The sequence below is a fragment of the Streptomyces odonnellii genome (genome assembly GCF_000981895.1).
GTDB lineage: Bacteria > Actinomycetota > Actinomycetes > Streptomycetales > Streptomycetaceae > Streptomyces > Streptomyces odonnellii.
Map to the genome: position 1 here is coordinate 1 of NZ_LATD01000329.1, position 8598 is coordinate 8598.

The 8598-nt window shown below is 71.0% G+C and carries 5 protein-coding genes; 3 read left to right on the plus strand and 2 right to left on the minus strand.

Annotation, left to right across the window (positions count from 1 at the left end):
- Positions 1 to 486: 486 nt before the first annotated feature.
- Positions 487 to 936 carry a PTS sugar transporter subunit IIA gene (locus WH07_RS27915; protein WP_046505794.1) on the plus strand — a complete coding sequence of 150 codons (450 nt, stop codon included), beginning with the start codon at positions 487 to 489 and terminating at the stop codon, positions 934 to 936.
- Between the two features lie 90 nt (positions 937 to 1026).
- Positions 1027 to 2697: a phosphoenolpyruvate--protein phosphotransferase gene (gene ptsP / locus WH07_RS27920; RefSeq protein WP_046505796.1), complete on the plus strand. Its 1671-nt coding sequence runs from the start codon at positions 1027 to 1029 to the stop codon at positions 2695 to 2697.
- 150 nt (positions 2698 to 2847) lie between these two features.
- Here the strand turns inward: ptsP and WH07_RS27925 are convergent, their stop codons facing one another.
- The gene (locus WH07_RS27925; RefSeq protein WP_046505799.1) at positions 2848 to 3816 is read right to left on the minus strand and encodes a hypothetical protein; all 969 of its coding nucleotides are present in this window, start codon (positions 3814 to 3816) and stop codon (positions 2848 to 2850) included.
- Between the two features lie 162 nt (positions 3817 to 3978).
- Positions 3979 to 5964, minus strand: a complete 1986-nt coding sequence (locus WH07_RS27930) for an acetoacetate--CoA ligase (protein WP_046505803.1) — start codon at positions 5962 to 5964, stop codon at positions 3979 to 3981.
- A 255-nt stretch (positions 5965 to 6219) separates the two neighbouring features.
- On the opposite strand from WH07_RS27930, the gene WH07_RS27935 reads away from it, so the two are divergent.
- Positions 6220 to 8568: a glycoside hydrolase family 31 protein gene (locus WH07_RS27935; RefSeq protein WP_046505801.1), complete on the plus strand. Its 2349-nt coding sequence runs from the start codon at positions 6220 to 6222 to the stop codon at positions 8566 to 8568.
- Positions 8569 to 8598: the final 30 nt, after the last annotated feature.

The following is an 8598-nucleotide window of genomic DNA, read 5'->3' on the forward strand; positions in this document are numbered from 1 at the left end:
ATTCTTCTTCAAAGGAACCACAACCTGCCGGAACAGAAACCGTTCCCACCGGTCGGGGTATCAACATATCTGGCGTTGACTTTTGGCACGCTGTTGAGTTCTCAAGGAACGGACGCTTCCTTCGTACTCACCCTTCCGGGCTTTCCTCCGGGCTTTTCCCTTCGGCCTTGCGTCTCCGACTCTATCAGTCCTTTTCCCTCTCCCCGACCACCGATTCGCAGGCATGCGAATCCACATCCGGGTTGGGGTCAAGAATTGATAGATGCCGCCGACCCCCGACTCAAGTCGCGTTGGGGTCAAGCAGGGGTTCGACCCTACATGCCGTCGACCGGCGCAGGCAAATCGTTTCCGGCCTGCCGCACGGTCTGCCAACCGGCAGGTCTCCCGCGGAACCGGCACTTCCTATGACTTACCCTTCTGAACAGCACGTTGTCCCCTCACAGACGGTGACAGCGGACCCAACCCCCCGCCCCTGGGAGGCACCCCATGACCCTCGTGACCGCCCCACTGGCAGGCCGAGTCATCGGACTCGCCGCCGTACCGGACCCCGTCTTCGCCGCCGCGATGGTCGGTCCCGGTATCGCCATCGATCCCGTGCGGGAGCCGGGCGAGGCGGTGTCTCCCGTTGACGGGGTTGTCGTCTCCCTGCATCCGCACGCCTTTGTCGTTGTGGACGGCGAGGGCCGTGGCGTACTGACGCACCTGGGTATCGACACCGTGCAGCTCAATGGCGAGGGGTTCGAGCTGCTCGTCGAGAAGGGGGACACGGTCGCGCGTGGTCAGGGGGTCGTGCGCTGGAATCCGGTCGCCGTCGAGGCCGCGGCCAAGTCACCGATCTGCCCTGTTGTCGCGCTCGAAGCCACGGCCGAAGCCCTCTCCGACATCCGCGAGGACGGCGAGGTGAAGACCGGCGACACACTGTTCGGATGGCAGTGACACCGATGCCGTATGTCAGGGACGAGCGCGGGGCGCTTGTCGCACTTCCCTCGCGGCGGTCTGCTCGCCGCATAACCGGAGACGCGTGAGATGAAGACAACGCTGCGAGGCGTCGGGGTCAGTCACGGGGTGGCGATCGGCGAGGTCAGGCATATGGGTACGGCGATGCTAGAGCCCCCGGCCAAGCAGATTCCGGCGGAGGACGCGGAGCGGGAGCAGCGGCGGGCCCGGCAGGCCGTCGAGGCGGTGGCGGCCGATCTGATCGCTCGCGGCAATCTGGCCGGCGGCGAGGCCCAGGGCGTCCTTGAGGCACAGGCGATGATGGCTCAGGACCCCGAGCTGATGGCCGATGTGGACCGGCGGATCGCGGTGGGGAGTACGGCCGAGCGCGGTGTGTACGACGCGTTCGCCTCGTACCGCGCGCTGCTCGCCAACGCCGGTGAGTATCTGGCCGGTCGGGTCGCGGACCTGGATGATGTGCGGAATCGTATCGTCGCCCGGCTGCTGGGCGTTCCGATGCCGGGGGTGCCGGACAGCGACCAGCCGTATGTACTGATCGCCCGCGATCTGGCGCCCGCGGACACGGCGTTGCTCGATCCGGCTCTGGTGCTGGGGTTTGTGACCGAGGAGGGCGGGCCGACGAGTCACAGCGCGATTCTGGCGCGGGCGCTCGGGGTGCCCGCGGTGGTGGCGCTGCCGGGTGCGCAGGAGCTGGCCGAGGGCACGGTGATCGCGGTCGACGGCAGTACCGGTGACATCTTCGTCGAGCCGGGCGCGGAGAAGCGGGCGGAGCTGGAACGGGCCGCTGCCGCGCGGAAGGCCGCGCTGTCCGCTTCCACCGGTCCGGGTGCGACATCGGACGGGCACCAGGTGCCGTTGCTGGCGAACATCGGCGGTCCCGCGGATGTGCCGACCGCTGTCGAGGCAGGTGCCGAGGGTGTCGGGCTGTTCCGTACGGAGTTTCTGTTCCTGGACGACAGCGGGCGGGCGCCGTCGGAGGAGAAGCAGGTCGAGGCGTACCGGACGGTGCTGGCGGCCTTCCCGGAGGGCCGGGTGGTCGTACGAGTCCTGGACGCGGGCGCGGACAAGCCGCTCGCCTTCCTCACTCCCGCCGACGAGCCGAATCCTGCCCTGGGGGTGCGTGGTCTGCGGAGTCTGCTGGAGCATCCCGATGTGCTGCGGACGCAGTTGACCGCGCTGGCGAAGGCCGCCGAGGGGCTTCCGGTGCATCTGGAGGTCATGGCGCCGATGGTGGCGGACCGTACGGACGCGAAGGCGTTCGCGGACGCCTGCCGTGAGGCGGGGCTGAGCGCGAAGTTCGGTGCCATGGTGGAGATTCCCTCGGCTGCGCTGCGGGCTCGTTCGATTCTTCAGGAGGTCGAGTTCCTTTCGCTGGGGACCAATGACCTGGCGCAGTACGCCTTCGCCGCGGACCGGCAGGTGGGTGCGGTGTCGCGGTTGCAGGATCCGTGGCAGCCCGCACTGCTCGATCTGGTGGCGATGTCGGCCGAGAGTGCCAGGGCCGAGGGCAAGAGCTGTGGGGTGTGTGGTGAGGCGGCCTCCGATCCGCTGCTCGCCTGTGTGCTGACGGGGCTGGGTGTGACCTCCTTGTCGATGGGCGCGGCGTCCATTCCGTATGTACGGTCGGCGCTGGCGCAGCACACACTCGCGCAGTGCGAGCGTGCCGCTGCCGCGGCGCGGGCCGCGGACACCGCCGATGAGGCCAGGAAGGCCGCGCAGGCGGTGTTGTCCGGCGAGTGATCCGTGCTCGCCGATGATCCCGAATTACCGGCTGCCGGCCGGGAATCGATACGGGAATCGAGAGCTGGGGCTTCTCGCCGGGGCGTGGCGAGAAGCCCCTTCCCGCGTTCGGTGGCGGGTGGTTCAGCGGCGGCTTCAGTGATGGGTGGTTCAGTGATGGGTGCCGGTGTCGTCGAGGTGAAGGCCGAATCCCGCGCGGTATTCGACGTCCGGCTCCGGCGGGAGTGGCTCTCCGGTGTCGGCGTCGGTGCAGTACGCGTTGAAGACCTCGGCCTCCGTGAGCGGTACGAGAGTGTCGCGGTGGAGGCGCCAGCCGTGCAGACGGTCGGGGGCGTCGGGCCGGGTCGTACGGAGGACCACTCCCCCGGGGCTCTCCAGGGCGATGCCCAGGGCCAGCAGGCTGACGAATTCGGCGCCTTCGGAGGAGTCGAGCAGCGCGGGTGCGCCTTCGGGACGGTCGGCTTGGAGGACGGCGAGGAGCTGTTCGCCGGCGGCGGGGACACTGCAGACCAGGTGGTGCGTGCCGGGTCCGGCTCCTTCGAGAAGCCGTACGAGGGTGTGGGAGGCCCGGTCGAAGGCGGCGCGTCCGATGTCCTGGCCGCAGTCCGCGCACTCTCCGAGATCGGCCAGGACGGTGGTGGCGTACTCCCAGGTCGCTTTTCGGGCGGCGGTGCCGATGAGCAGGGGAACTAGCCGGTCGAGAGGCTGGCCCGTATACGTGACGGCGGCGCCGGTGGCGGGGATTCCGGCGGTGAAGCGGCTGCGGCTGACCGGCGAGTCCGGGTCGATCCCGGTCTCGGCGCAGTACTCCGCGTACTCCTCGGGGTCGAAGAGTCCGACGGTGGTGTGCACGCCCTGGGAGGCCAGGGAGGTGAGCAGGCCGTCGATCTGGCGCAGATAGCCGGAGTGGTCGTCGAAGGGGAAGCTGCCGTACCGCCGCATCGCGGTGAAGTCCTGTTCGTCGGCGAGCAGGCCGACAGTGCTGGGGACTTCGCGGCGCAGTCTGCGCCGCATCGTCCTGGCCGTCGGCTGGGGCGCGGGGTGGCCGGGCCCGGAATTCCTCGGGCCGCCGGACCGCCGCCGCTGTCCGGTCTGCCGGTGCTGCTCGGTGTGCGTCATGTCTCCCCCTGGGTACTGTCCTGGATACTGTCGGTCACTACTCACTGACCGTAACCGAGGGGTCTGACAATGGGCTTCTGACGGCGGCGGTCACACGAGCAGCAGCCGAGGGCGGCGGGCGACACCGGCGGTGCGCGCGGTCACTGGCGGGGACGGGGACGGTCACTGGCGGGTGCGGGCGAGCTCCTCGTAGAACCGCAGCAGGTCGAGATTGTCGACGGAGCCCGGGTTGACGGCCTTGGCGAGGGCCGTGCCCTGGAGGAGGCGCTTGACGGGGACTTCGATGCGCTTGCCGGTCAGGGTGTGCGGGATACCGGGCACTTCGATGATCTCGTCCGGGACATGGCGCGGGGAGAGCTGCTCCCTGATCGTCTCCTTGACGCGTGCGCGAAGGGCGTCGTCGAGAGCCGCGCCCGGGGCGAGGTGGACGAAGAGCGGCATCCAGTAGCCGCCGTCCGGCTCCTCCAGGCCGATGACCAGGGACTCGCGGATCTCGGGGAGGCGTTCGACGGCTTCGTAGATGTCGGCGGAGCCCATCCGGACGCCCTGCCGGTTCAGGGTGGAGTCGGAGCGGCCGTGGATGATCACCGAGCCGCGGTCGGTGACGGTGATCCAGTCGCCGTGGCGCCAGACACCGGGGTACATCTCGAAGTAGCTGTCCCGGTAGCGGCTGCCGTCGGGATCGTTCCAGAAGCGGACGGGCATGGACGGCAGGGGTTCGGCGACGACCAGTTCGCCGACCTCGCCGATGACGGGCTTGCCCTGCGGGTCCCAGGCCTGGAGGTTGGTGCCGAGGCCGGCCGCCTGGAGTTCGCCGATGTGGACGGGGAGGGTGGGCACGGCCCCGGCGAAGCAACTGCACACGTCGGTGCCGCCGCTGACGGACGCGATCCACAGGTCCTCGGCCACCGCGTCATGGAGCCAGCGGAAGCCGTCGGGGGGCAGCGGTGAGCCGGTGGTGGCGACGCAGGTCACCCGGGACAGGTCGTGGTCGCGGCCGGGGTGTACGTCCGCCTTGCGGCAGGCCATCACATAGGCGGCTGAGGTGCCGAAGACGGTGGTGCCGGTCCGCTCGGCCACGCCCCACTGGGCGTCGACGGACGGGTACCCGGGGCTCCCGTCGTACAGCACGATCGTGGTGCCGGTGAGCAGGCCGGAGACAAGGAAGTTCCACATCATCCAGCCGGTGGAGGTGTACCAGAAGAAACGGTCCTCGGGGCCGAGGTCGAAGTGGAGGCCGAGCTGTTTGAAGTGTTCCAGGAGGATGCCGCCCTGAGACTGGACGATGGCCTTGGGCAGGCCGGTGGTGCCCGAGGAGTAGAGAACCCACAGCGGGTGGTCGAAGGGGACCTGTTCGAAAATGCCCTCGGACGTGCTCATCGCTCCGGCGGTGAGGGCCGGCCATTCGAGAGCGCCCTCGGGGGCCGGGGTGCCCAGGAGCGGTACGTGGACCACGGCGCGCAGGGTGGGCAGTTCGCGGCGGAGTTCGGCGACGGTGCCCGTACGGTCGTGCTCCTTGCCGCCGTAGCGGTAGCCGTCGACGGTGAACAGCACCACGGGCTCGACCTGCTGGAAGCGGTCGAGGACGCTGCGGGCGCCGAAGTCGGGGGCGCAGGAGGTCCAGACGCCGCCGACGGCAGCGGTGGCGAGCAGGGCGATCGCGGCTTCGGGGATGTTGGGGAGATAGCCGCTGACGCGGTCGCCCGGCCGCACACCGAGGGCGCGCAGTTCGGTGGCGAGGGAGAGCACCTGGCGGCGCAGCTCGGACCAGCTCACCGCGCGCAGCTCATGTGTCTCGTCCATATGGAGAATCGCCGGGTCATGTGCGCGGGCCGGGTCCTCCGCGGTGCGCAGCGCGTGTTCCGCGAAGTTGAGGGTGGCGCCGGGGAACCACTGGGCACCGGGCATGGTGCGGTCACCCATGACCTGCCGGTACGGAGTGGAGAAGCGCACCCCGAACCATTCGGCGACGGCCTTCCAGAAGGTGTCGAGCTCGTCGACGGACCAGCGGTGCAGCGCCGCGTAACCGCCCTCGGCCGGTGCACCGAACCGCTCCGCCGCCCAGGCCTGGAAGCGGGTGACGCGCGCCGCGGCGATACGGTCGGGATCCGGCTGCCAGAGGGGTTCGGGGCTTGCTGCTGCGGTCATGGGGCGGCTCCCGGCGGGCTCGGCGCCGATGTGTCCGGCGCTGGTGTACACGCTTCTGCTCGACGCTGGTGTGCGTCGGTCGCGCACGTGCGAGGGTGTGCGCGTGACGCGGCTGACAGGGACGATGCCATGGGATCGACCCTCGCACCAGGTGTCATCACCCATGGCCGGCCGTCCGGATATGTGCTCCCGCCACGGGTGAACGGGAGTTGAACGATGCACCTCGCCCCTGGGCCTGATGGCAGGCTGAGCAGCATGGACGGTCGTGAACTGGTGCGTTCGATGAGAGTTGTCGGTTCGGTGCGGGGGCTGCGCGCCATACGGTCGGCGTGGCGCCAACGGCGTACGGACGCCAGAGAGCTGGCACCGCGCGGCGTGGAGCGGGCCAGGGTGCCGGGGCCGGTCAGCGGCGCGGACCCGTTGCCGGGCGGTGGCACCGTACGGTTCGCGCGCGCGGAGCTGCATGTGTGCGTCACGGTGGGCGGCGCGGTGTTCTGGGGGTGGGACGGCGCGGAGCCGCTGCCGTCGTACGCCTTGGCCGGCGCCCCGCCGGAGCCGGACACCCGGGCCGCTCTGGAGCCGGACACGGACGGCGGCTGGCGGGTGGTGTCGGAGCGCGTGACGGTGGCGGTCTCGCGCCACGGCGGGGTGGAGGTCCGTACGCCGGGCGGCGTGGTGCTGCGCCGCGAGCTGCCGCCGCGCTGGTGGGAGCCGGTGGCAGGCGGTCCGGCGCGCTGGGTGCAGCGGACCGAGGTGGCGGCGGACGCGCGGTTCTTCGGGCTCGGCGGCCGGGCTTCCGGGCCACGGCTGCGGGACGGTACGTACCGGCTGTGGAACACCGATCCCGGTGGCCGCTTCGGGCCCGAGGACGATCCGCTCTATGTGACGATGCCGGTCCAGCTCGTGGTGGCCGACGGCGGGACGCATCTCGCGTTCCACGACAACTCCTGGGACGGCCGGGTCACTCTCCGGGAGGGCGAGGAGGGCGAGGGTTCGGGGCACGACCGGCCCGGTACGAGCGAGCTGCGGATGGACGGCGGGCCGCTGCGCTGCTGGGTGGTGACCGGTACGCCCGCGCGTGTCCTGCACGCCTGGACGGCGCTGACCGGAGCGGCCACGCCGCCGCCGTCCTGGGCGCTCGGTCCGCAGCACGCGCGGTGGGGTTTCGGCAGCGAGCGGGAGGTGCGGCGGATCGTCGCCGGTTACCGGGAGCGCGGGCTGCCGCTGTCCGCGGTCCATCTCGACATCGATCACTACGACGCGCATCAGGTCTTCACCGTCGACCGCGAGCGCTTCCCCGATCTGCCGGGGCTGGCGGAGGAGCTGCGCGCGGACGGGGTGCGGCTGGTCTCGATCGTCGATCCCGCGGTGAAGGCCGAGAGCGGCAACGCGGTGTACGACAGCGGTTCGGCGGCCGGGGCGTTCGTCCAGGACGCGCGCGGGCGGGACATACAGGGCGTGGTCTGGCCGGGCGAGTGCGTCTATCCGGACTTCACGGATCCCGCGGTGCGCGAGTGGTGGGGCGGGCTCTACGAGGAGCGGCTGGCGCAGGGCTTCGCCGGGGTGTGGCACGACATGAACGAGCCGGTGTCGTTCGCCCCGTTCGGTGACACGACGCTGCCGCGTTCGGCCAGGCACCGGCTGGAGGGCAGGGGCGGGGACCACCGTGAGGCCCACAACGTGTACGGGCTGACGATGGCGCGGGCCGGATTCGAGGGGCTGCGGCGGCTGCGTCCCGACGAGCGCCCCTTCCTCTTCTCGCGCTCCGGCTGGGCGGGCATGCAGCGGTACGGGGGCACCTGGTCGGGCGATGTGGCGACGGGGTGGCCGGGGCTGCGCGCGTCGCTCTCTCTGGTGCTGGGGCTCGGGCTGTGCGGGGTGCCGTACTCGGGGCCCGATGTGGGCGGTTTCGACGGGAGCCCGTCGCCGGAGCTGTATCTGCGCTGGTTCCAGCTCGGGGCGTATCTGCCGCTGTTCCGTACGCACGCGGCGATCGACGCGGGGCGCAGGGAGCCGTGGGAGTTCGGCATCGAGGCGCTGGAGTACGCGCGAGCGGCGCTCGTCGAACGGGAGCGGCTGAGGCCGTACTTCGTGACGCTGGCCCAGCTCGCCCGGCTGACCGGGGCGCCGTACGCCCGGCCGCTGTGGTGGGGGGCGCCGGAGGACCGCGCGCTGCGCGACTGCGAGGACGCGTTTCTGCTCGGGGACTCGCTGCTGGTGGCGCCGGTGCTGGAGCAGGGCGCGCACCGGCGGACGGTGCGGCTGCCGCGCGGGCGCTGGTACGACATGGCCACGGAGCAGGTGTACGACGGTCCCGGTCAGGTGACGCTGGAGGCACCCCGGTCCCGTATCCCGGTACTGGCCCGGGCGGGTGCGGTGATCCCGGTACGGGGAGCGGACGGCGGGCCGGAACTGGAGGCTTGGGCTCCCGCGGTGGGGCGCGCGGGCGGCGGTCTGGTGGTGCGGGACCCGGGGGACGGCTGGGCGAAGGCGGAGGTGGAGCGGTACACCTCGCGCATGGTGGACGGCGAGGTGCGGGTGAAGCGGGTGACGGAGGAGGGCACGGCGGAACCGGAGTGGCCGGTACGGGTCCGGGGGCGGTAGCGCTGCGACGGTGACGGGCCGGGGGTGGTG

Excerpts from the sequence above, each read along its gene's own strand:
- WH07_RS27915 (WP_046505794.1), top strand. The coding sequence starts at position 487 with ATGACCCTCGTGACCGCCCCACTGGCAGGCCGAGTCATCGGACTCGCC.
- ptsP (WP_046505796.1), top strand. The coding sequence starts at position 1,027 with ATGAAGACAACGCTGCGAGGCGTCGGGGTCAGTCACGGGGTGGCGATC.
- WH07_RS27925 (WP_046505799.1), bottom strand. The coding sequence starts at position 3,816 with ATGACGCACACCGAGCAGCACCGGCAGACCGGACAGCGGCGGCGGTCC.
- WH07_RS27930 (WP_046505803.1), bottom strand. The coding sequence starts at position 5,964 with ATGACCGCAGCAGCAAGCCCCGAACCCCTCTGGCAGCCGGATCCCGAC.
- WH07_RS27935 (WP_046505801.1), top strand. The coding sequence starts at position 6,220 with ATGGACGGTCGTGAACTGGTGCGTTCGATGAGAGTTGTCGGTTCGGTG.